Here is a 20,824-nt window from a genome sequence, read left to right on the forward strand (position 1 = left end):
AAAATAACCGGCAACGTCTGCCATCAGGTCGCCTACGACCTTCGTCTAGAACAGCCATGATCTACGACTAATGTCGCCTGTCACTCCGCCGGAGCCAGCCTAGAGTTAGCTCACCAACCACCGTCGGAGGACAACAATAATGCACGACGACAGCTACGCGCGGATTCAAGCCAATCCGCGCTTCAAGGAACTGGTCGCCACCCGCGATCGGTTCGCCTGGACCCTCTCCGCCATCATGCTCGGCCTGTATGTGGCCTTTATTCTGCTGATTGCCTTCGAACCGCAACTGCTCGGCGCACCGCTGAGTGAGGGCTCATCCGTCACTTGGGGCATCCCGATCGGCGTAGGTTTGATTCTTTCCGCGTTTATTCTGACCGGAGTCTACGTGCGCCGCGCCAACGGCGAGTTCGACAGCCTCAACCAGGCGATTCTCGAGGAGCTGCAGAAATGATCACCCGCATCCTCACTGCTGTCGGCCTATTGGCCATTACTCCGGCGCTCTGGGCCGCTGGCGCGCTGGAAGGCGACGTGCAGCGCCAGCCGATGAACACCTCAGCAATCGTGATGTTCCTCGCCTTTGTCGGCGCGACCCTGTACATCACCTACTGGGCCTCCAAGCGCAACACCTCGACCTCTGACTTCTACACCGCAGGCGGCAGCATCACCGGCTTCCAGAATGGTCTGGCGATTGCCGGTGACTACATGTCGGCAGCCTCCTTCCTGGGGATTTCCGCACTGGTATTCACCTCCGGTTACGACGGCCTGATCTACTCGATCGGCTTCCTCGTCGGCTGGCCGGTGATCCTGTTCCTGATCGCCGAACGTCTGCGTAACTTGGGCAAATACACCTTTGCTGATGTGGCGTCCTACCGCCTCGGTCAGAAGCAGATCCGCACGCTGTCCGCCAGCGGCTCGCTGGTAGTGGTGGCCTTCTACCTGATCGCGCAAATGGTCGGTGCCGGCAAGCTGATCGAACTGCTGTTCGGCCTGCAATACCACGTCGCCGTGGTACTGGTCGGCATTCTGATGGTGCTCTACGTACTGTTCGGCGGCATGCTGGCCACCACCTGGGTACAGATCATCAAGGCCGTACTGCTGCTCTCCGGCGCATCCTTCATGGCGCTGATGGTGATGAAGCACGTCGACTTCAACTTCGCCCGTCTGTTCAGCGAAGCGGTTGCGGTGCACCCGAAAGGCGAAGCCATCATGAGCCCTGGCGGTCTGGTTAAAGACCCGCTGTCGGCTATCTCCCTGGGCCTGGCGCTGATGTTCGGTACAGCTGGCCTGCCGCACATCCTGATGCGTTTCTTCACCGTATCCGACGCTAAAGAAGCGCGTAAATCGGTGTTCTACGCAACCGGCTTTATCGGCTACTTCTACATCCTCACCTTTATCATCGGCTTCGGCGCAATCCTGCTGGTGGGCACCAACCCAGACTTCCGTGATGCTGCGGGCGGCCTGATCGGTGGTAACAACATGGCAGCGGTGCACCTGGCTAATGCCGTGGGCGGCAGCTGGTTCCTCGGCTTTATCTCCGCCGTAGCCTTCGCCACCATTCTGGCTGTGGTTGCAGGCCTGACTCTGGCTGGCGCTTCGGCGGTGTCCCACGACCTGTATGCCAGCGTGATCAAGAAAGGCAAAGCCAACGAGAAAGACGAGCTGCGCGTTTCAAAAATCACCACCGTGGCACTGGGCGTGCTGGCCATCGTGCTGGGCATTGCCTTCGAGAAGCAGAACATCGCCTTCATGGTGGGCCTGGCCTTCTCCATCGCGGCTAGCTGCAACTTCCCAGTGCTGATCCTCAGCATGTACTGGAAAAACCTCAGCACCCGCGGCGCCATGATCGGCGGCTGGATGGGCCTGATCACTGCGGTGACCCTGATGATCCTTGGCCCAACCGTCTGGGTTCAGGTACTGGGCAACGCCGAAGCGATCTTCCCGTACGAGTACCCGGCACTGTTCTCAATGATCGTGGCCTTTATCGGTATCTGGTTCTTCTCGATCACCGACAAGTCCCACGCAGCCAGCGAAGAACGTGCACGCTTCCTGCCGCAGTTCGTTCGCTCACAAACCGGCCTGGGTGCCAGCGCAGCCAGCGCTCACTAAGGTATGTGCAGCAGCTTAAGAGGCAGCCTTCGGGCTGCCTTTTTTATTTCCAACGCGAACAATGCTGCCTAGTATTTCAACACTCACGCCCAGCTTAAGGCCTTATGTAATGACCAAACCGACTTTGCTGTTTGCTCCTGCATCACCGTTTGTGCGTAAGGTCCTGGTGCTGTTGCGCCATACCGGACAACTGGACTCAGTCAACATTGAGGAAGTGCAACTGACGCCCAGCACGCCCAGTCAGCGAGTCAACAGCAGAAACCCTGCCGGAAAGATTCCAGCCCTGTGCCTGCCGGATGGCAGCACATTGCACGACAGCCGGGTGATCCTCGATTACTTTGACCATCAGCACAGCGGCCCCCCCCTGATCCCACGCAGTGGCCCACAACGCTGGCAGCAACTGACACTGGCCTCGCTGGCCGACGCCATTGCCGATGCTGCGATTCTGATCCGCTACGAGACGTTCCTTCGCCCCGAAGAACTGCGCTCTGCTGAATGGCTGAGCAGCCAACAAGACAAGATCGAACGTGCACTGCAGCAGTTCGAACAGGAAGTCACCAACGGCCTCGGCCAGCCTCTGAACATCGCCACCCTCAGCTTGGGCTGCGCCCTTGGCTATCTCGACCTGCGCCTGCCCAACCTGAATTGGCGTGAACGCTTCCCGCAACTGGCAGAGTGGTATGCCCAGTTCAGCCAGCACCCTGAGATGCAGGCAACTCAACCGCCGATATGAGCCGCTGGGCGGCTGGCTTCGTCTCAAACAGCAGTGCAATGCGCCGGGCCAACAAACGTCCGGCGCGTCGTTCTTCGCGTAAGCCGACGTGAACATTCATGGGCGATACCACAGGCGGTAGAAACCGGCGGCCAGCAGCAGGCCGACTTGACCCAGCGCCGTGCACAGGCTCAGAAACGATTGCACGTGTGGGTTACTGGACGCGTTGGCAGTGCCACTCAGACTGTTCCAAAACCCATCCGGCATTAGCATCAACCCCAGTTGGGCTAGGGGCTGGCCGCTGAGCTGCAGCAGTTTGATCAGATCAAACTGCCCAAAGAACATCAGCACCACCAGCAGGATCACCGCCAGCACCAGCCCAAGTACAAAGCAGCCGGTAAATCTCATCAATTTGCTAAACATGATCGTTCTCCATGGGCGCAAGTCAGCCTGCGCCCGTGTCTGCTTTAGTTATCAAGTTGGTAGTTGGGTTGCGCAGTTTTGCCCACGCTGTACCAGTCGAGTTTGCGCGTCAGCACCATGATTCCGGCAAGCACACCGAAGACCAGTACCGAGCCCATCAGCAAGGCGTAATCCTCTGCGCCAAGCAGGGCGAAGAGCAGGCCGTACAACAGCGCCAGCAACCCGGCGAATGCACTGCCACGCGCCATGCTGCGTAAGACGAAACTGACGTAGAAACCAATCAGCAGCACACAGGACGAAGCGGCAACGGCATAAGCCAGGGCGAAACTCAGGTGCTCAGAAAGGGACAGCAACAGCAGGTAGAACATGGCCAGTGACATGCCCACCAATGCGTATTGCACCGGGTGTACGGCCATGCGCTTGAGCACCTCAAAGAGGAAGAACATGGCGAAGGTCAGGCCGATAAACAGCAGTGCGTATTTGATCGCCCTGTCGGTCTTCAGGTACTGATCCACTGGATCGACAAAGCTGACGCCAAAGCTGCGGCTGCTAAGGCTTTCGCAGTCTCCGCGACGAATGCACTGATTCAGGACCTCCTCCATGTTGGTGGCGAAGAAACTGGTCTGCCAGTTGGCCTTGAAACCCTCAGCGCTGATCTCGCGACTGTGCGGCAGGTAATCGCCGATAAAGCTCGGGTGTGGCCAGCTTGAAGTCAGCTCAACCTGCGTATCGCGGCCAATCGGGGTGATGGTGAGCTTCTCGGTGCCCTGCAACTTGAGGTTGAAAGCGAACTCCAACGTTTGCCCGCCCTGACTGTCCAGTTGCGGCAGCTCTGCGTGTACACCTTCGCCGAGTAATGAGTCGGAACTGCCCGGGGCGAAGCTCAGGGTGCTGCCATTCAGATTCAGTTGCAGGTCATTGCTGATGCCGCGCACATCGCTGATGCCTACCGCGAGGACCGGCTTGCCGAACTCATACTTGTCCAGCTCATCCTCCAGCCCCATTCTGGCTGGCAGCTTGAAAGAACCGCTGATCTGGCTGTCGCTGCGGTACAGCAATGCCTTGTAAATCCCCCGCGCTCGTTCTTCAGTGCCGATATCTCCCTTCACGGCAAGACGCTCTGGAAGGAAGTACAAACGTCCCTGAGAGGTTTGCTCCTCCATGTAACGCTCACCGGTCGCCGTAACGGTTTTCCACTTGTGGGTCTTTTTCACAAATGGCACCACCAGTACCGGCCCGGTGATGTTCTGGCTGAAGCTGGAACTGCGGGCGATATCGCGCAGCACCTCTTCACGCTGGTACTGACGATCACTCACCAGCCCGTCAATCATCATCAAGGGCACCAGCAACAACAGAATCAACAGGCCAATGGCCCCCAATTTAAAGCCCAGCACTCGGTTCATCTCGGAACTCTCCAATGGTTCAGGTGAGTTCAGTCTGGGCAGCCCGTATGCTGGTTTTATGGAGACATCGTGGAGAGTGTGTGGAGAGTCAATGACGGCATTCGTCTTAATGGACAGCGACCGTGCAAATGCGTAGCGTGGCCAAACTCAGCCATGGATGAAGACTGATGACACAACCCTCCCCTTACGCCACACCCAAAACCAGCCTTACCGACCCGCAAGCGCAGGTGACAGATGAGCAGATTGCCGCGCTTGAGGTTTCCGACACCTGGAAAAAACGCTTTAGCGCATTAAACCGCGCCGGTGGGCCGAAGATGCCCAACCTCAAGCAACTCAGCAAAGCAGAGCGCAGGCAAATCGGCGCATTCAACATACTGGCCTTTCTCTTCGGGCCGCTTTACTACATCACCAAAGGCATGTGGAGAAAGGCGCTGAGCCTGTTTGCGGTATGCGCTGCCGTGGCAATCACTGTCGGCCTGGTGATGGAGCACTTTGGCTACGGCGAATTCACCCGAGCCCTCAGTTACGGTCTGGCAGCCGTATTCGCCGCCCGCGCCAACATCGATTACTACAAAAAAATGCTGCTGAACGATAACGGCTGGTGGTGAGGCGTAGTACCCGCCGTTCTATAACCGTCTTTTAAAAGGAGTTACCTGGACATGGATGAGTATGTAGCTGAACTAGGCTGGCAACGCGGTGAGCAGGATTTTCTCGATAACCAGTACAGCCGCCGCCACTGGTTGCGCTTTGACAGTGGTCAGGAGATCGCCGGCTCATCCTCCCCGCATGTGGTTCCGCTGCCCTTCTCTGATCCAAATGCTCTGGACCCAGAGGAAGCCTTTATCGCCTCACTCTCCAGTTGCCACATGCTGTGGTTCCTTTCCATTGCCGCCAAACGCCGCTTCCGTGTGGATACCTATCACGATCGGGTCAGCGGGTACATGGGCAAGAACGAGGCGGATAAGCTGTATATCGCCACGGTTATTCTGCGTCCTGAGGTCAACTTCTCAGGCGAACGCCTGCCAACGCGGGAGCAGATTGAGCAGATGCACCATCAGGCCCATGAGGAATGCTTTATCGCCAATTCGGTTAAATCTGAGGTACGTTGCGAGCCACGTTTCAAGGTCTGAAACACGCAATGCCAGCGTCCGCTGGCCACATAAGGAAATGCCTGATGAGCACCCGCACCCTGCTGGTTTCCCTTCTGCAGTACAAAGCCTGGGCCAACGAAGAACTGTTTACTGAGGTGCGCCGAATTGATCCGCACAGCCAAGGCTCAGAGCTACACGCCGCGCTGCGTATCCTCAACCATATCCACGTAGTCGAACGAATCTTTGCCGCCAATCTGCAGGGACTCACCCACACCTACAGCGCCACCAACACGCCGGAAACTCCAGCCCTTGAGGCCTTGCATCTTGAAGTGCAGAACTTGGATCGCTGGTATCTGGACTATGTCGCCACGTTCAGCAATGAGCAGTTGGCTGAGCGGATTACATGCCGCTTTACCGATGGCGACAACGGCTGCATGAGCCGCGAAGAGATACTGCTGCATCTGGTTACCCACGGTGGCTATCACCGAGGAGCTGTAGGCAGGATCATGGCGCAACTGGATCTGCCACCACCACGGGATATCTTTACCCGTTTTTTGCATCAGCACGAACCGCAGCGGCGGCTCGCCTGACTGCGCATCAACGACTGCCGCAAGCGTGCGACAGTCGTTCAGCATCAACCGCGAATGTACTGTTCCAACTGCTGGATCAGACTGGCCTGTTCGGCGATGGTGTGTTTGACCAAGTCACCGATAGACAGCAGGCCGATCAGTTCGCCCTCAGCCACCACAGGCAAGTGACGCAGGTGGCGATCAGTCATCAGTTGCATACACTCCTGCGAAGTATCGCGGGGACCAACGGTGATGACGTTGGCGGTCATGATCTGGCTGATCGGCGTATCCAGTGATGAGTTGTGCAACAGCTCGAATTTACGGGCGAAATCACGCTCACTGACGATGCCGACCAGCTTGCCCTTGTCCAGCACAACCAGGGCACCGATGCCCTTTTCCGCAAGCACGTTGACCGCATCGAGTACCGATGTGTCCGGACCTACACTGAAAACAGCGACATTGGGTTTGGCTCTGAGTATTTCGGCGACTGTGATCATGCTGTGGTTCCCCTTCGATCTTATATGTGTACCCGGCCTACAAGCGTCTGTACGGTCGCGAGGCGGGCAGAAGTGCATATAAATTGCCCGCAACCAAACCGAAGTACTAATAGAAATAGACTATAGCAACGCTTAATGCCAATCCATGGACAAGCCGCTCTAGTGTGTGCTTTCCAGCCAATTACCGAACACAAATGCACAGCCAGGCGCACTATCTACAAGCTCGGGGGAGCATAAGACAAACCTTTACCCCGTCGTCGGCATTTCTGACCAGCAGTTGCCCGCCATGCAGTTGCATCACTTCGGCCACAAAGTTCAGCCCCAGACCGGTGCTCTTGCGTCCGGTGGCCGGTCGCGGCAGCGAATAAAAGCGCTCACTGACCCGCGCTAGCGCGTAATCAGGAATAGCCGGCCCCTGATTGAACACGCTCAGTACCAAGTCTTTATCCTGCACTTGTGCACTAAAACGCACCCACCCTCCGGAGGGGGTAAAGTCCAGCGCATTATCCAGCACGTTGGACAGTGCCTGGCGCAACAGAAACCGTTCGCCACGAACTGAGACGGCTGGCTCTATGCTGTTCTCAACTTGAACCCCGGCACTTTCCAAACGCGCCATTTGAGCATCCAACAGCGACCCGACCAGCTCCCGCAGCGGTACCTCTACCTGCTCCTCAAGGCCTTGGCGCTGCTCGACTTGGGCAAGGTGCAGAAGGCGCTCAATCAGTTGCTGCATGCGCAGACTTTCCTGGTCGATATTGGCCACAAAGCGCTGCCGCTGCTCGGCAGGCATATCCGCCTCAAGTAATTCAGCTGCACCGCGAATGGCGGCCAGCGGGCTCTTCAACTCATGGGTCAGGGTATGCACATAGCGCTCGACATAGGCCTTGCCCTCCAGCTCCGTGCGCATGCGTTCAAGTGCCTGGGCCAGCTGGGCTAACTCGCCACCGCTAACGTGAGGCAACTCGGCGCGCTCACCGGCACTGACTTGCTGAGCATAACGGGTCAGCTTGCGCACCGAGCCGCTCAGCCACCACGAAAGCAAACCGCCAACCAGCAGCCCCAATACGATCAGTGCTCCACCGAACAGCGTCAGCCGCCGCTCCGAACGCTCGATATAGGGCTGCAAGGTACGGTTGGGTTTGGAAACCGAAACCACACCGATGATTTCCCCCCCGTCTCTGATCGGCGCAGCCACATACATCACCGACGAATCAGGATCATTCGGGTCCTCTTTGGTGGAGCGGGCACCGTACTCACCGCGCAGGGTCCGCAATACATCGTTCCAGCGCGAGTAGTCCTGGCCGACCGCGCGACCGGTCGAATCCAGCAGGACGATGCCGTTGGCATCCGTGACATAGATGCGGTGGTTAACGGCTTCCTTCTTGATATCCCAGATCTGCGCCTGCGGCTGGCGACGCCCGTAAGCTTGCAGGAGGGCAGGCAGATTGCTGTCCTGCAAGCGGCCGCTTTTCAGGTCATCTCGCAGTAACTCAGCCAGCAGGTTGGCCGTGTCCACCAGGGTTTCCTCCGTAGACTGGCGCACACCCGGGCGGATTTCATCCATCACGGTGCTCAGGACAAACCAGCCGGACAGACCGACAAACAGGAAGTACACAAGGAAGATGCGTATCCCCAAAGGCATCAGGCTTGCCTCGGCGAATAGCTGTAACCGAGCCCCCGGTGCGTCTGGATCGGCTCAGCCTCAGCCTGAACCTGGCGTAACTTGGCGCGCAGACTTTTGATATGGCTGTCGATGGTTCGCTCGTAGCCGACATCGCTGGCCACGCCCAGACCATCCAACAACTGCTCACGGGTAAATACGCGCTCCGGCTGCGATAACAGTTGCTGCAGCAGGCGGAATTCATGCCGGGTCAGGTTCAGCAATTGTTGCCGGTAATGAATCTGCACCCGCAACTCATCTACTTGAAACAGGCTGTCAGCAGTCTGCGCTAGCGGCTCGGTTCGGGGGGCGACCCGCTTGAGGATAGCCTTAACCCGAGCCGCCACTTCACGTGGGCTGAAAGGTTTGACTACGTAATCATCAGCGCCGATTTCCAGCCCAACGACGCGATCAATTTCTTCACTGCGGGCGGTCAGGAAGATCACCGGTACATCGGAAAAACGCCGCAACCGTTTGCAGGCTTCAAAGCCACTGATGTCAGGCAAGCCGACATCCAGAATAAGTAAATCCGCCGGGTTGCTTTGCTGCTCGCTGAGCGCCTGCTCAGCCAGGCTGACCCAATGTGTGGTGAAGCCTTCGCTATGCAGAGCAAAGATCAGCGTGTCGGCAATCGCGGCTTCATCTTCTACGATCAGAATATGCGGCATGGTCTCAGGCATCCTTGAATCTGAAGGCGAGCCTGCGCGAGGCCCACGGCTGACGTCAAGCCAACTGCGCCAAGCCGCGTTTGGAAGCCTCTACTGCGCTACTATCATGACCGTCACTGTGTTCCACAAGGAATCCCCATGCGTCCTCTGTTGACGGCTGTGAGTGTCACGCTGCTTGCCCTTATCAATACCGTAACCCTGATCGGCCCGATGCTGCTGATTGCGCTGGGCAAATTTGTCCTGCCCGGCAAAGCCATGAAGCACGCCTGCTCAAGGGCTGTGATGTGGATTGCGGAAACCTGGGCTGAGATCAACAAGCTGATTTTTGCCACCCTGCTGCCTGTGCAGTGGGATATCCGTGGCAATGCCGACCTGCGCCAGAGCACTTCGTATCTGGTCATCAGCAACCACCAATCGTGGGTCGACATTCCGGCGCTGGTACAAGCGTTCAACCGCAAAACGCCGTACTTCAAATTCTTCCTTAAACAGGAGCTGATCTGGGTGCCGTTTCTGGGGCTGGCCTTTTGGGCGTTGGATTACCCTTTTATGAAGCGCTACTCCAAAGCCTTTCTGGCCAAGCACCCGGAGATGAAGGGCAAAGATCTTGAAATCACCAAGCGCGCCTGTGAGAAGTTCCGCGACTTGCCCGTAACAGTGGTGAACTACCTCGAAGGCACCCGCTTTACCCCGGCCAAACAGGCTCAGCAGCAGTCGCCCTATCAGTACCTGCTCAAACCTAAGGCAGGCGGCGTGGCTTTTGTCCTGGCGGCGCTGGGAGAGCAGCTGGATGCGGTTCTGGATGTAACGCTAGTTTACCCCGGCGAGCGCATTCCGGGGTTCTGGGAGCTGATCAGCGGCCAGGTGGATCGCGTCATCATTGATATCCAGACCCGCGAACTGGACCCGGCGCTGTGGCAAGGCGATTACGAGAACGACCCGCAATTCCGCGCCTTCGTTCAGGGCTGGGTGACGCGCTTGTGGGAAGACAAAGACGCACGCATAGCGGCAATCAAGGCTGAGCTAGAGCCGCCAGCCTAAGCGCATAAGTCACGCACGGCGTGCGCCAAAGCACAGGGGCAGTCAGGCTGTACTCTTTTTGCTCGCCTGACTGTTCCAAAGCTGATCAATATTGCGAAACCCCCACTGTTTCGCGGATTCGCGGCTGACGATTTTGTCCTGGCCGACCCGCTCGCTCAGATCAATCACAGTCTGGGCGATAGGCATGCGGGTGGTGGCCGAGAAAAACACTTTGACCTTGGGTGTCAGCAGCGAGCCGGGCAGTTGTTCGATCACCACGCCAATCACGCCACTTTGCAACCGCACCAGCGAGCCAACCGGGTAGATGCCAACAGCCTTTACAAACGACTGGAACACGTACCGGTCAAAGTGTCCGGTCCAGCCGGCCATCTTGCGGATCGCTTCGGCAGGGTCCCAGCCCTGCTTGTACGGGCGGTTGGAAGTGATGGCGTCATACACATCACAGACTGCGCCCATGCGTGCAAACAAGCTGATGTCGTCACCTACCAGCCGATGCGGATAGCCGCTGCCATCAACCTTTTCATGGTGATGCAGGCAGACATCCACCACCTGCGCACTGACCCGATGGCTCTCCTGGAGCAGGCGGGCACCGGCCTCCGGATGCATGCGTACCTGGCCGAACTCAGCATCCGTGAGCTTGCCTGGCTTGTTCAGCACCGAATCCGGAACCGACATCTTGCCGATATCGTGGAGCAGGCCTGCCAGCCCCGCTTCGCGCACAGACTTTGCGTCCAGCTCCAGCTGGCGGGCCAGGGCAATCATCAGCGCACAGACGGCCACTGAGTGCATATAGGTGTATTCATCCGTTTTTTTCAGGCGCGCCAAACTGATCATGGCATCGGGATGGCGGCTGACCGAATTGGCGATCTCGTTGACCAGGTTCTCAGCCTCTTCAAAATGCAGAGCCCGGCCCATGCGCACATCGGTAAACATGTCGATCACCGCCGCACGGGAGCGCTCGCACAGCTCAATCGCCCGCTGCACTTCTTCGTCCATGCTGGTTTTCAGTAACAGCGGCTTTTGCTCTGTCACGACCATCAGGCTGGCCTCAACTTCAGCCGCCACCTGCTCGGGCGTCACACTGGGCGCGCCTTGCTCAACATCCAGGCCTTTACTCACATCAATCCACAGTTCAGCAATGCTGGTGGCCTTGATGCGCTCAAGATCTTTGGACGACTTCAGCAGGAATTTGGATCGCCAGAACGGATGGGCAGTCCATGCACCACAAAACTCGTGAATGTACATCCCTAATCGCAAGTCATTGACTGCAATACGCTTCAACATAATCAGGTCGACGTGCCTTAGACGTGTAGAGCAGTGACGCGCTGGAATGCATTAACGAAGGAGGAGAGACCGCTGCAGGATCTGACAGCATCAAGTCACTCCAACCCGAGCAAACCAGGCTCGCTCAGAGAATTGCCATTACTTGGCTAGTATCGCCTAAAGTACTGCTTTTTGTCCGCATTATTGCCAGACAATCCATCAACCCAGATTGATAGACAAGCCAGTAGCTGTGGAAAAAGATCGGATGGCGGGGAGCAACTGCACCGTTGCAATACAGGCTCCGATTGTAGATAGGCAGTGTAGACGCCATGCACGGGCGTCTACACCACGACCGCTTACTGAGCGGTGGCACCCCAGATGCTGCCCAGGCTGCTCAGCAACGAACTGCTAGCCCCTTGCTGGCCCAGGTACTGCAGCAAGATCGGTGCAAACTGGCCGACCAAGCCTGAATCCATACCCAATGCGCTGAAGGCGCTGTTCAGGTCAGCGGTGTTTTTTACATTACCCACGGCATCCAGCATGGCTGGAGTTGGCGCAGCATCGGCTTTCTTGCCGAGCAGCCCAGTCAGCGCGCCGAGGTTGCTCAGGCCCTGATTGCCGACCAGCTTCTCAACACCTGGAACGCTCTGGGTCAGTTGTGAATAGTCACTGCCGCTGAGCTGGTTTTTTGCCAGGCTGAGCATTGCACCAGTCCCGCCTACCGCCTGCTTCGGAGTGACATCCAGCCCTGCCAGGGAGCTAATCAGGCCAGCAGTCTGGGCGTTGTTGCCAGCAGCGACTTTGCCGCCACTCAAGGTCGAGAGTGCACCAGCCGCTTCATTCAGGTTAAAGCCGGCAGCAAACACCGGGCTGACTCCCAGACTCAGAACACTGGCCAATACAACGCTGCGGGAAATTTTCATCAAAAACCTCATAAACAGTAATGACGTCGCTATTGCGACGGGTGAACGCTGGTTCGACCGGCATCTTGATTCGATCGTTCCATCACGCTGCTGCTTCACATCCTGAGGCGCTGTAAATCCTCTCGTCCTGAGACGTTCGTCAACTTACAGCGCAGCTTGGCCGCAAAGTGCATGCACACAGTGTTAAGGCAAGTTTCAGAATTATCCACCCCGTTCGCCGTGATCGCCTGACAGATCATCCTGACCGCCCCTCAAATGAAACATTTTATTACGGACAATCAGAGCAATAGTTCAGGAGAACACATGAGCGACCCAATCCCCCCGAAAGATGTTCCGAGCAACCCCGACCAGCCGACCGCCACTACCCGCCGCCGTTTTCTCGGCGGTGTTGCCGCCCTGGGTGTTGGCGCAACCCTCAGCGCCTACGGCAGCACTACCGCCAACGCCCCCGCACCAGCACACTCGCTGACGGGTGCCGCGCTTGATCAGGCGCTGCGCAATAACGTCAAAAACATCGTGGTGATCTTTGCCGAGAACCGCAGCTTCAATAACTTGTTTGCCAACTTTCCCGGTGTGGAAAAACCGCTCTCGTCGCTCAAGCCTGAGGACTACCAACAGCGCGACCGCGATGGCCGTCTGTTGACCACCCTGCCGCCGGTGTGGGGTGGTGTGCTGCAACTGGGGCCGCAAGTTGTGGATGGGGTGACTTACGCCAATGAAACCCAGTTCCAGCACAACCTGCCCAACGCGCCGTTCGCCCTTAAAGGCCCAAGTGGCGAAGACCTGCCGCTAAGCGTGGCTACCCGCGACTTGTGGCATGTGTTCTATCAGAACCAGATGCAGATCAACGGCGGCAGGAACGATGGTTTCGTCGCTTGGGCTGATTCCGGCGCATTGCCCATGGGTTACTACGCCCAAAGCAAGTATTCGCTGCGCCTGTGGGATGTGGCCCGGGAGTTTGTGCTGTGCGACAACTTCTTTCAGGGCGCCTTTGGCGGCTCGTTCCTCAATCACCAGTATCTGATCAGTGCACAAGTGCCGTTCTATCCGGATGCTACAAACTCAGCTGCTAAGTCCCAGATCGCCACCCTTGAAGGCAGCGACCCGAAAGGCACTCGCCTGAAACCGCTTGAAACCTCACCAACCAGCGCCATGGACGGCCCACCGCAATTCGGCCCCAGCGCACTTACGCCAGACGGTTATGCCGTCAACACCATGGCCCCGCCTTACTGGCCCAGCTCATCCCGTGACCCTAAGCGCCCCGACTACGCTCAGGCCGAGCAGCCCAATGTGCTCGTGCCTCAAACCCACGAACACATAGGCGACAAATTGTCGGCAAAAGGGCTCGACTGGGCCTGGTATGGCGGCGCATGGCAAGCCACTATCGACGCCTTCAAAGAGTCAGACGGCATTCCCAAAATCCCCAACTTTCAGTACCACCATCAACCTTTCAATTACTTCGAGACACTAAGTCCCAAGCGCCCCGCTGACCGTGCCAAACACCTGCGCGACGGCGGGTTGGGTGACGAATCTTCAACCAATAAATTCTTTGCCGATGCCGAGGCGGGCAAGCTACCGCCGGTGTGCTTCTACAAGCCCCAGGGCAACCTCAATATGCACGCTGGTTACACCGATGTGGCCAGCGGCGACCGGCATATCGACCGGGCAATCAAGGTGCTACGGGAAAGCCCGCAGTGGCAGAACATGGTGGTGATTGTCACGGTGGACGAGAACGGCGGCTGGTGGGATCACGTTGCACCGCCGCAGGGCGACCGCTGGGGGCCGGGTTCGCGGATTCCGGCGCTGGTGGTCTCGCCGTTCGCGCGTAAAGGCACGGTGGATCACACGGTGTACGACACCGCTTCAATCCTGCGTCTGATCACACGCGTGTTTCAGTTGGAGACACTGGACGGCATCAAAGCTCGGGATGACGCCATGATTGCCCGCGGACAGCAGCCCATGGGCGACCTAACCAATGCGCTGAAATTTACGGGATAAAAACGGCTGATATGATCGGGCAACCACGAAGGTATGCCCGATCAACACTGACTCAGGCGGCGCTGAACAGCTTGTGCGGATCGATCACAAACTTCTTCGGCACACCGGCATCGAACTCGCCGTAACCGCGCGGCGCGTCATCCAGGCTGATCACCTGCACACCCACCACTTCGGCAATATTGATGCGATCCCACATGATCGCCTGCATCAGTTGGCGGTTGTACTTCATCACTGGCGTCTGCCCGGTATGGAAGCTGTGGGATTTAGCCCAGCCCAGACCGAAGCGAATACTCAGGCTGCCGGTCTTCGCGGCGGCATCCACCGCGCCCGGATCTTCGGTAACGTACAGGCCCGGAATGCCGATTTTGCCGGCGACACGCACCACGCCCATCAGCGAGTTGAGCACGGTAGCCGGAGCTTCCTGTTGCGCACCGGCATGCCCATGACCGCGGGCCTCGAAGCCTACGGCATCCACCGCGCAATCTACTTCCGGCTCACCTAACAAGTCCGCGATCTGCTCATGCAGCGGCGTGTCTTTGGACAAATCAACCACCTCAAATCCCTGCGCTTTGGCATGCACCAAACGGGCGGGGTTCACATCACCGACAATCACCACAGCCGCCCCCAGCAAACGCGCCGAAGCGGCAGCCGCCAGCCCGACGGGGCCGGCACCGGCTACATACACGGTACTGCCAGGGCCAACGCCCGCCGTTACTGCACCGTGGTAGCCGGTCGGCAGGATGTCAGAGAGGCAGGTCAGATCGCGGATTTTGGCCATGGCCTTGTCGCGATCCGGCAGTTTCAGCAGGTTGAAGTCGGCATACGGCACCAGCACGTACTCGGCCTGGCCGCCGGTCCAATCGCCCATATCCACATAGCCATAAGCACCACCGGCACGGGCCGGGTTGACGCTCAGGCAAACGCCGGTGTGCTGTTCCTTACAGGAGCGGCAACGGCCACAGGCGACGTTGAACGGCACGGAAACCAGATCACCGATTTTCAGGTTTTCGACATCACTGCCCTTCTCGATCACCTCACCGGTGATTTCATGGCCCAGCACCAGCCCGACCTGCGCCGTCGTGCGGCCACGCACCATGTGCTGGTCGGAGCCGCAGATATTGGTGGAGACCACGCGCAGGATGACGCCGTGCTCAATCTTGCGGCCGCGCGGATCCTGCATTTTTGGATAGTCGATCTTCTGCACTTCGACCTTACCAGCGCCGAGGTACACCACACCACGATTACCAGACATCGCATTTCTCCTTTCTTGTTGTGAATACAAAGGCGCAGCCAACGGCCACGCGGCCTTGCACTGGAGCGTTGAGTCATAACTGCCGGAGAGACCGCTAAAGGGAACCTCTAAAACTACCTGCGTTGTCATCACTGCGTTAAAAACAGGCTCGGGCGCGAGTCCGATCAAAATGCTCATTTACAACACGTAAACTGCGCTTTCTCGCCTGTTTTTGCCTTGTGCTGACTGCCTCGCCTACGTTTCAGAGGCCCCTTTAAGGCAGTGCGGTTAGTTCTCTCCGGCCGGTATTGGAGTTGCTACTGGGCAGGCAAGCCTGCGTCAGGCATGCAACACCACCGTTCGGTTGGCGTTGAGGAACACCCGCCGTTCGATGTGGTAGGCGACGGCCTTGGCCAGGGTCAGGCATTCGATGTCGCGGCCCTTGGCAACCAGGTCTTCGGGATAATGGGCGTGGTCAACCGGCTCCACGCCTTGGGCAATGATCGGGCCTTCGTCCAGATCGTTATTGATGTAATGCGCCGTAGCGCCCACCAGTTTGACGCCCTTCTGATACGCCTGATGGTAGGGCTTGGCGCCTTTGAAACCGGGCAGCAGCGAGTGGTGAATGTTGATCGCCCAGCCATCCAGCTTGCGACACAGCTCCGGTGACAGCACCTGCATATAGCGGGCAAGAATCACCAGCTCAGCGCCGGTTTCTTCGATCACCTGCAACACCTTGCGCTCCTGCGCGGGCTTGTCGTTGGGATCAAGAGGGAAGTGGTAGTAAGGGATATCGTGCCAGCGGGCGAGCGGTTCCAGATCCGGGTGGTTGGAGATCACCGCTGTCACGTCCATGCCAAGTTGGCCGATGCGTTGGCGATAGAGCAGATCATTCAGGCAATGATCGGCTTTACTCACCATGATCACCACCTTAGCCCGATAGCCCGGTGGGGTCAGCTCGAACTGCATGTTGAAAGCAGCCAGACGCTCGGCCAGCAGGCTACGGAACGCCTGCTCATCGAATGCATCAGGCTGACGAAACTCTACGCGGATAAAAAAACGCGAAGACAGACGATCATCAAAGCTGTGGTGCTCGGTGACGTAACACTGCTGCTCATACAGAATGCGCGTCACCGCATCCACAGTGCCAAGCACGCTGGGGCAATGGGCGGTCAGTATCCAGGTATCCGGCGTGCGGCTCATGCGTATATCTCCTGTTTCCTTGCGGGAGCGCCCAGCCGATGCGGGGCGCTCAGTCCATCCTCAGGCCTTGATCGCCAACCCGAATTCAGCGCTGGCATCCTGCAGCCACAGCCAGATGTAGTCGGCAAAGCTACGGCGGACCACCAGCTCCCAGACTTCTTCGCCGGTACGGCGCATCACCAGTTGGGACTTGGCAAAGTTGCTGCCCACGGCTTTACCCACCGGAAAGTTGAGTGGGTGCACGTCGTAGCTGGTGGACTTCATCAGCACGTCGCGCACCTTCGGCCCGCTCAGCTCCAGCAGGGTTTGCCCGCCACTGACGTTGACCACGGAGATGTGCTGACCGTTCAGCGCCTCACGCAGTTTCAGCTCAGTCTCATACTCACTGCCGCCCGGCACGATCAGCAGCCACTCATCCGGTGCCAGCCACTGCAGCGAGGTGTCGCCGTTGCTGACCAGCATCAACGCGCTGGGCAATTCGAGGCCTAGGATTTGATGCACAGAGCCGGCAAATTCAGCGCTTTTGCCATCACCGCGCAGCACCAGATGACCTAGCAGCTTTTTCTCGCGCAGGGTGACTCCGGCGTTGGCCGGGCCTTTGCCGACCAGCTCAGCCAGCCCGGCATGGTGTAGAGGCGATTCAGCCCGGCCTGCATCCGGACGCTGTTGAAACACATTGCTCAAATTAGACATTCTGGCGCTCCCCTTTCGGGTCATAGAACACGGAGCTGACGATCTCAGCCTCAATCACACTGCCATCCGCCAGCGGCGCAAACACTCGCTCGCCCATGCGTTTCAGGCCACCTTTAACCAGGCCCATAGCAAAGCTGTAGCCCATGGCAGCGCTGTAGTAGCTGGAGCTGACATGCCCCACCATATCCATAGGGATGGCTTGTTTCGGGTCGTTGACCAGTTGTGCGCCTTCCGGCAGCACTTTGTTCGGGTCAATGGGTTTGAGCCCGACCAGCTGTTTGCGGTCTTCACGCAGGCTGTCATCGCGGTTCATGCCACGCAGGCCAATCCACGAGAACGGTTTGTTGCGGCCCACGCACCAGCTCATGTTGAGGTCGTCCGGAGTGACCGAGCCATCGGTATCCTGACCGACGATGATGAAGCCCTTCTCTGCCCGCAGTACGTGCATGGTCTCGGTGCCATATGGAGTCAGGCCGTATTTCTTGCCCGCCTCGATCAACTGCTCCCACACGCCGAGGGCGTAGTTGGCCTGCACGTTGACTTCGTAGCTCAGCTCACCGGTAAAGGAAATACGGAACACCCGCGCCGGTACACCACCGACCAGACCTTCCTTCCAGCTCATAAACGGGAAGGCGTCCTTATCCAGATCAATGTCGGTCACTTCAGCCAGCAGCTTGCGGCTGTTGGGGCCGGACAGAGTCATGGTTGCCCAGTGATCGGTAACCGAGGTGAAGTACACCTTCAGCTCCGGCCACTCGGTCTGGTGATAAATCTCCAGCCACTCCAGTACACGCGCCGCGCCGCCAGTGGTGGTGGTCATCAGGAAGTGGTTGTCGGCCAGACAGGCGGTGACACCGTCGTCGAAGACCATGCCGTCTTCTTTACACATCAGGCCGTAACGCGCCTTGCCCACATCCAACTTGGTCCAGGCGTTGGTGTACGCGCGGTTGAGAAACTCGCGGGCATCCGGGCCCTGAATATCAATCTTGCCCAAAGTCGAAGCATCGAGAATCCCCACCGCGTTGCGCACCGCTTTGCATTCCCGGGCCACGGCGGCGTGCATGTCTTCACCGGCTTTGGGGAAGTACCACGGACGCTTCCACTGACCGACATCCTCAAACTCAGCGCCGTTTTGCAGGTGCCAGCTGTGCATGGCGGTGTAGCGCTTAGGCTCGAACAGCGCACCACAGTGACGGCCCGCCACCGCGCCGAAGGTCACTGGCGTGTAGTTGGGGCGGAACATGGTGGTGCCCATCTGCGCCACGCTGATGCCCAGCGAACGGGCGGCAATGGCCAGACCGTTGATATTGCCCAGCTTGCCCTGATCAGTACCAAAGCCCAGAGCGGTGTAGCGTTTAACATGCTCGACCGACTCAAAACCCTCGCGGGTAGCCAGTTCGATACCGGCAGCCGTTACGTCGTTTTGCAGGTCAACAAACTGCTTCGGCGCACGGGAAGTCGGCTTGTCGTGTGGCACCTGGAACAGCGCAACCGCCGGTTCCTCAGTGCGCTTGAGCGTTTGCGGCAGGCTGCCGGTGACGGCGGCAAAGCCTGCTTCAGTGGCTGCGCGAACACCCGCTTCAAAACCGTCATTTAGGGCATCGCCGAGGTTGAATACACCGTTGACGGCACCGGCACACACGCGCTGCTGGAAGCCGCCTTCAGCCGGGACAAACGCCAGAATGTCTTCACGCCAAACCGGCTTACCGCCCAGATGAGATGCCAAATGCACCACAGGGCTGTAGCCACCGGAGCTGGCGATCAGGTCGCAGTTGATGGTCTCGCCTGCGCTTTTAACCTTGTGCCCGGTGATATCAATCGGGCAGATACGGGCAGCGCTGACACGCTTGCTGCCAATGGCCTCGACCACTGCGCTGCCAGTAATAATCCGCACGCCACGGCTGCGAACTTCCGCCACCCAGCTGCCCTGCGGGTTGGACCGTGCATCGGCCACGGCGGCGACTTCCAGGCCAGCGTCCAGCCAGTCCAGCACCACGCGGTAGGCGTAATCGTTGTTGGTCGACAGCACCAGCTTGCGGCCCGGCGCGACGCCATAACGGCGCACGTAGGTGCTTACCGCATCGGCCAGCATGTTGCCCGGCACATCGTTGTTGGCGTACACCAGCGGGCGCTCGTGGGCACCGGTGGCGAGCACCACGCGCTTGGCGCGGACACGGTGCATGCGCTGACGCACGCTGCCCATAGGCGCGACTTCGCCCAAGTGATCAGTCAGACGCTGGTGGATGGTCAGGAAGTTGTGATCGTGATAGCCGTTAACCGTGGCGCGCAGCAGCAGGGTGACGTTAGCCATCCCCGACAATTCGCTGATTGCTTGCGCAGCCCACTGAGCAGCAGGCTGGTTGTCCAGAGTCTCGCGAGTGCTCAGTAAGCTGCCACCAAACTCTTCCTGCTCGTCAGCCAGAATCACCCGGGCACCGCTACGACCTGCGGCCAGCGCAGCAGCCAGACCGGCCGGGCCTGCGCCGACCACCAGCACATCACAATGCTGGTTCATGTGGTCGTAGCTGTCCGGGTCCACTTCAGTTGGCGAGCGGCCAAGACCTGCGGCCTTACGGATGTACTTCTCGTAGGTCAGCCACAGGTTTTGCGGGTACATAAAGGTTTTGTAGTAGAAGCCCGGCGGCATCATGCCGCCACCGACCTTACCGAGAATGCCCATCAAGTCCGTATTTACGCTCGGCCAGCCATTTGTGCTCTTAGCCACCAGGCCGTTGTACAGCGCCTGCTGGGTGGCACGCACGTTAGGCACTTGCGCGGCCTCGGTGCTGCCCAGTTGCAGGATGGCGTTGGGCTCTTCAGCACCGGCAGCGACGATGCCGCGCGGGCGGGAATACTTGAAGCTGCGGCCGACTACATCAACACCATTGGCCAGCAGCGCGGCGGCCAGCGAGTCACCGGCATAGCCCTGATAGCTCTGGCCGTTGAAACTGAAAGTAAGAGGCTTGCTGCGGTCGATACGGCCGCCCTGGGCAAGACGATTGACCTGGCTCATGCGGGTACTCCTTGGGCACTGGTCGTTTTGGTATCGCTTGGAGCCTCAGTCACGCTGGGCTTTTCGCCGATCTTGTAAGTTTCCAGAATCTCGTAGCTGACGGTGTGGCGGGTCGCGTTAAAGTATTTGCGGCAACCGGCCGAGTGCACCCACAGCTCATGGTGGATACCACGGGGGTTATCACGGAAGAACAGGTACTCGCCCCACTCGGCATCACTGCAGGCCGCCGGGTCCAGCGGACGTGGAATGTGGGCCTGGCCCTTGGCATGAAACTCTTCTTCGCTGCGCGACTCGCCGCAGTGCGGGCAATGGATAAGCAACATAAATCAGCCC

20 protein-coding genes are annotated in these 20,824 nt (G+C 58.5%); 8 read left to right on the forward strand and 12 right to left on the reverse strand.

Annotation, left to right across the window (positions count from 1 at the left end; genetic code table 11):
* Positions 1–139 precede the first annotated feature (139 nt).
* The 3 genes from AO726_RS15490 to AO726_RS15500 all read left to right on the forward strand — a co-directional run bounded on the left by AO726_RS15490 (position 140) and on the right by AO726_RS15500 (position 2,839).
* Entirely contained in the window at positions 140–451 is a 312-nt protein-coding gene (locus AO726_RS15490) for a DUF485 domain-containing protein (protein ID WP_058069003.1), read from the forward strand.
* The gene (locus AO726_RS15495; RefSeq protein WP_058069004.1) at positions 448–2,106 is read left to right on the forward strand and encodes a cation acetate symporter; all 1,659 of its coding nucleotides are present in this window, start codon (positions 448–450) and stop codon (positions 2,104–2,106) included. The genes AO726_RS15490 and AO726_RS15495 overlap by 4 nt, the downstream gene beginning before the upstream one ends.
* A gap of 109 nt (positions 2,107–2,215) precedes the next feature.
* Positions 2,216–2,839, forward strand: a complete 624-nt coding sequence (locus AO726_RS15500) for a glutathione S-transferase family protein (RefSeq protein WP_058069005.1) — start codon at positions 2,216–2,218, stop codon at positions 2,837–2,839.
* A gap of 96 nt (positions 2,840–2,935) precedes the next feature.
* Here the strand turns inward: AO726_RS15500 and AO726_RS15505 are convergent, their stop codons facing one another.
* Together AO726_RS15505 and creD are read right to left on the reverse strand one after the other, a co-directional pair.
* Entirely contained in the window at positions 2,936–3,241 is a 306-nt protein-coding gene (locus AO726_RS15505; protein WP_058069006.1) for a hypothetical protein, read from the reverse strand.
* Between the two features lie 44 nt (positions 3,242–3,285).
* A complete protein-coding gene (gene creD / locus AO726_RS15510; RefSeq protein ID WP_058069007.1) occupies positions 3,286–4,644 on the reverse strand; it encodes a cell envelope integrity protein CreD in 1,359 nt (452 codons plus the stop codon).
* A gap of 167 nt (positions 4,645–4,811) precedes the next feature.
* Here creD and AO726_RS15515 point away from each other — a divergent pair, with 167 nt between their 5' ends.
* From AO726_RS15515 to AO726_RS15525, 3 genes are read left to right on the forward strand one after another with little or no spacing between them, the layout of a single operon-like run.
* Positions 4,812–5,252, forward strand: a complete 441-nt coding sequence (locus AO726_RS15515) for a DUF2628 domain-containing protein (RefSeq protein WP_058069008.1) — start codon at positions 4,812–4,814, stop codon at positions 5,250–5,252.
* Positions 5,253–5,303: 51 nt separating this feature from the next.
* Positions 5,304–5,774: an OsmC family protein gene (locus AO726_RS15520; RefSeq protein WP_058069009.1), complete on the forward strand. Its 471-nt coding sequence runs from the start codon at positions 5,304–5,306 to the stop codon at positions 5,772–5,774.
* A gap of 44 nt (positions 5,775–5,818) precedes the next feature.
* Positions 5,819–6,325 (forward strand): DinB family protein, encoded by a 507-nt coding sequence (locus tag AO726_RS15525; protein ID WP_058069010.1) that lies wholly within the window; start codon positions 5,819–5,821, stop codon positions 6,323–6,325.
* A gap of 44 nt (positions 6,326–6,369) precedes the next feature.
* On the opposite strand, the gene AO726_RS15530 is transcribed toward AO726_RS15525, so the two are convergent.
* From AO726_RS15530 to creB, 3 genes are all read right to left on the reverse strand, one after another.
* A complete protein-coding gene (locus AO726_RS15530; protein ID WP_058069011.1) occupies positions 6,370–6,801 on the reverse strand; it encodes a CBS domain-containing protein in 432 nt (143 codons plus the stop codon).
* Positions 6,802–7,012: 211 nt separating this feature from the next.
* Positions 7,013–8,443, reverse strand: coding sequence for a two-component system sensor histidine kinase CreC (creC, locus tag AO726_RS15535; RefSeq protein ID WP_058069012.1), 1,431 nt, complete (start codon positions 8,441–8,443; stop codon positions 7,013–7,015).
* Positions 8,443–9,129, reverse strand: a complete 687-nt coding sequence (gene creB / locus AO726_RS15540) for a two-component system response regulator CreB (protein WP_058069013.1) — start codon at positions 9,127–9,129, stop codon at positions 8,443–8,445. The genes creC and creB overlap by 1 nt, the downstream gene beginning before the upstream one ends.
* Before the next feature lie 138 nt (positions 9,130–9,267).
* Here creB and AO726_RS15545 point away from each other — a divergent pair, with 138 nt between their 5' ends.
* Entirely contained in the window at positions 9,268–10,167 is a 900-nt protein-coding gene (locus AO726_RS15545; RefSeq protein ID WP_058069014.1) for an acyltransferase, read from the forward strand.
* 42 nt (positions 10,168–10,209) lie between these two features.
* Here AO726_RS15545 and AO726_RS15550 read toward each other — a convergent pair whose 3' ends face one another.
* Both AO726_RS15550 and AO726_RS15555 read right to left on the reverse strand, forming a co-directional pair.
* The gene (locus AO726_RS15550; protein ID WP_058069015.1) at positions 10,210–11,451 is read right to left on the reverse strand and encodes an HD-GYP domain-containing protein; all 1,242 of its coding nucleotides are present in this window, start codon (positions 11,449–11,451) and stop codon (positions 10,210–10,212) included.
* Positions 11,452–11,786: 335 nt separating this feature from the next.
* Entirely contained in the window at positions 11,787–12,353 is a 567-nt protein-coding gene (locus AO726_RS15555) for a DUF2780 domain-containing protein (protein ID WP_058069016.1), read from the reverse strand.
* A gap of 303 nt (positions 12,354–12,656) precedes the next feature.
* Here AO726_RS15555 and acpA point away from each other — a divergent pair, with 303 nt between their 5' ends.
* Entirely contained in the window at positions 12,657–14,351 is a 1,695-nt protein-coding gene (acpA, locus tag AO726_RS15560; RefSeq protein WP_058069017.1) for an acid phosphatase, read from the forward strand.
* A gap of 52 nt (positions 14,352–14,403) precedes the next feature.
* Here the strand turns inward: acpA and fdhA are convergent, their stop codons facing one another.
* The 5 genes from fdhA to AO726_RS15585 all read right to left on the reverse strand — a co-directional run bounded on the left by fdhA (position 14,404) and on the right by AO726_RS15585 (position 20,814).
* The gene (fdhA, locus tag AO726_RS15565) at positions 14,404–15,603 is read right to left on the reverse strand and encodes a formaldehyde dehydrogenase, glutathione-independent (RefSeq protein WP_058069018.1); all 1,200 of its coding nucleotides are present in this window, start codon (positions 15,601–15,603) and stop codon (positions 14,404–14,406) included.
* Between the two features lie 318 nt (positions 15,604–15,921).
* Complete coding sequence (gene purU, locus AO726_RS15570; RefSeq protein WP_058069019.1) at positions 15,922–16,785, reverse strand: formyltetrahydrofolate deformylase; 864 nt, start codon at positions 16,783–16,785, stop codon at positions 15,922–15,924.
* A gap of 60 nt (positions 16,786–16,845) precedes the next feature.
* Positions 16,846–17,478 (reverse strand): sarcosine oxidase subunit gamma, encoded by a 633-nt coding sequence (locus AO726_RS15575; protein WP_058069020.1) that lies wholly within the window; start codon positions 17,476–17,478, stop codon positions 16,846–16,848.
* Positions 17,471–20,491: a sarcosine oxidase subunit alpha gene (locus AO726_RS15580; RefSeq protein WP_058069021.1), complete on the reverse strand. Its 3,021-nt coding sequence runs from the start codon at positions 20,489–20,491 to the stop codon at positions 17,471–17,473. Before AO726_RS15580 ends, AO726_RS15575 begins: the two co-directional genes overlap by 8 nt.
* A complete protein-coding gene (locus AO726_RS15585; protein ID WP_058069022.1) occupies positions 20,488–20,814 on the reverse strand; it encodes a sarcosine oxidase subunit delta in 327 nt (108 codons plus the stop codon). Before AO726_RS15585 ends, AO726_RS15580 begins: the two co-directional genes overlap by 4 nt.
* Between the last annotated feature and the right edge of the window lie 10 nt (positions 20,815–20,824).

Source organism: Pseudomonas sp. TTU2014-080ASC, assembly GCF_001446935.1.
In the GTDB taxonomy this organism is placed as follows: Bacteria; Pseudomonadota; Gammaproteobacteria; order Pseudomonadales; family Pseudomonadaceae; genus Aquipseudomonas.

Excerpts from the sequence above, each read along its gene's own strand:
- AO726_RS15545 (WP_058069014.1), top strand. The coding sequence starts at position 9,268 with ATGCGTCCTCTGTTGACGGCTGTGAGTGTCACGCTGCTTGCCCTTATC.
- purU (WP_058069019.1), bottom strand. The coding sequence starts at position 16,785 with ATGAGCCGCACGCCGGATACCTGGATACTGACCGCCCATTGCCCCAGC.
- AO726_RS15585 (WP_058069022.1), bottom strand. The coding sequence starts at position 20,814 with ATGTTGCTTATCCATTGCCCGCACTGCGGCGAGTCGCGCAGCGAAGAA.
- AO726_RS15575 (WP_058069020.1), bottom strand. The coding sequence starts at position 17,478 with ATGTCTAATTTGAGCAATGTGTTTCAACAGCGTCCGGATGCAGGCCGG.
- AO726_RS15555 (WP_058069016.1), bottom strand. The coding sequence starts at position 12,353 with ATGAAAATTTCCCGCAGCGTTGTATTGGCCAGTGTTCTGAGTCTGGGA.
- AO726_RS15490 (WP_058069003.1), top strand. The coding sequence starts at position 140 with ATGCACGACGACAGCTACGCGCGGATTCAAGCCAATCCGCGCTTCAAG.
- AO726_RS15505 (WP_058069006.1), bottom strand. The coding sequence starts at position 3,241 with ATGTTTAGCAAATTGATGAGATTTACCGGCTGCTTTGTACTTGGGCTG.
- AO726_RS15530 (WP_058069011.1), bottom strand. The coding sequence starts at position 6,801 with ATGATCACAGTCGCCGAAATACTCAGAGCCAAACCCAATGTCGCTGTT.
- creD (WP_058069007.1), bottom strand. The coding sequence starts at position 4,644 with ATGAACCGAGTGCTGGGCTTTAAATTGGGGGCCATTGGCCTGTTGATT.
- AO726_RS15550 (WP_058069015.1), bottom strand. The coding sequence starts at position 11,451 with ATGTTGAAGCGTATTGCAGTCAATGACTTGCGATTAGGGATGTACATT.
- AO726_RS15515 (WP_058069008.1), top strand. The coding sequence starts at position 4,812 with ATGACACAACCCTCCCCTTACGCCACACCCAAAACCAGCCTTACCGAC.
- AO726_RS15525 (WP_058069010.1), top strand. The coding sequence starts at position 5,819 with ATGAGCACCCGCACCCTGCTGGTTTCCCTTCTGCAGTACAAAGCCTGG.
- AO726_RS15520 (WP_058069009.1), top strand. The coding sequence starts at position 5,304 with ATGGATGAGTATGTAGCTGAACTAGGCTGGCAACGCGGTGAGCAGGAT.
- fdhA (WP_058069018.1), bottom strand. The coding sequence starts at position 15,603 with ATGTCTGGTAATCGTGGTGTGGTGTACCTCGGCGCTGGTAAGGTCGAA.
- AO726_RS15500 (WP_058069005.1), top strand. The coding sequence starts at position 2,216 with ATGACCAAACCGACTTTGCTGTTTGCTCCTGCATCACCGTTTGTGCGT.
- AO726_RS15495 (WP_058069004.1), top strand. The coding sequence starts at position 448 with ATGATCACCCGCATCCTCACTGCTGTCGGCCTATTGGCCATTACTCCG.
- AO726_RS15580 (WP_058069021.1), bottom strand. The coding sequence starts at position 20,491 with ATGAGCCAGGTCAATCGTCTTGCCCAGGGCGGCCGTATCGACCGCAGC.
- acpA (WP_058069017.1), top strand. The coding sequence starts at position 12,657 with ATGAGCGACCCAATCCCCCCGAAAGATGTTCCGAGCAACCCCGACCAG.
- creB (WP_058069013.1), bottom strand. The coding sequence starts at position 9,129 with ATGCCGCATATTCTGATCGTAGAAGATGAAGCCGCGATTGCCGACACG.
- creC (WP_058069012.1), bottom strand. The coding sequence starts at position 8,443 with ATGCCTTTGGGGATACGCATCTTCCTTGTGTACTTCCTGTTTGTCGGT.